A 426-nucleotide genomic window follows, 5' to 3' on the forward strand; every position below is an offset into this window, starting at 1 on the left:
AATTAGCGACCTGGCTTACTGAACTGCTATCACTGCGTGAACAACTTGCAGAGTTGAAAGCGTTGCCGCCGATAGGTCAGATTGTGTTGAGTGATTATGATTCTGACGGCACACGAACGGCCCGAGTAGTTTGCCTACACGACCAGGCTGATTGGGATAACTTTCAAGACGGTACCTTGTTATTCACGGCAGACAAACCAGCGGAGGACTAATGCTAATCGGCTTTGTTCTTCTCGTCAGCTCCTGCGGCTTTGATGCCTGTGAATCCCTACCTGTTACCGAAGACATCTACCCTACTCAATCCGAATGCTTGCAAATATCAACGCTGATTAAAGAGCGCAGGCCCGGCGTTGTGCTCATGTGCAGCGAAGTGTATCGGTAACTCGTTTTAACCCCACCACGGAACTCTCAGTAAACGGATTTCAC

The 426-nt window shown here is 49.3% G+C and carries 1 protein-coding gene; it reads left to right on the top strand.

From position 1 onward, the window contains the following. Window positions 1-212 (top strand): hypothetical protein (locus V2A85_RS24500; protein ID WP_420072666.1); only part of this gene is annotated, 212 nt, incomplete at its 5' end. Window positions 213-426: the final 214 nt, after the last annotated feature.

It is taken from the genome of Yersinia sp. 1252 StPb PI, from assembly GCF_048593885.1.
GTDB classification, from domain to species: Bacteria; Pseudomonadota; Gammaproteobacteria; order Enterobacterales; family Enterobacteriaceae; genus Yersinia; species Yersinia enterocolitica_E.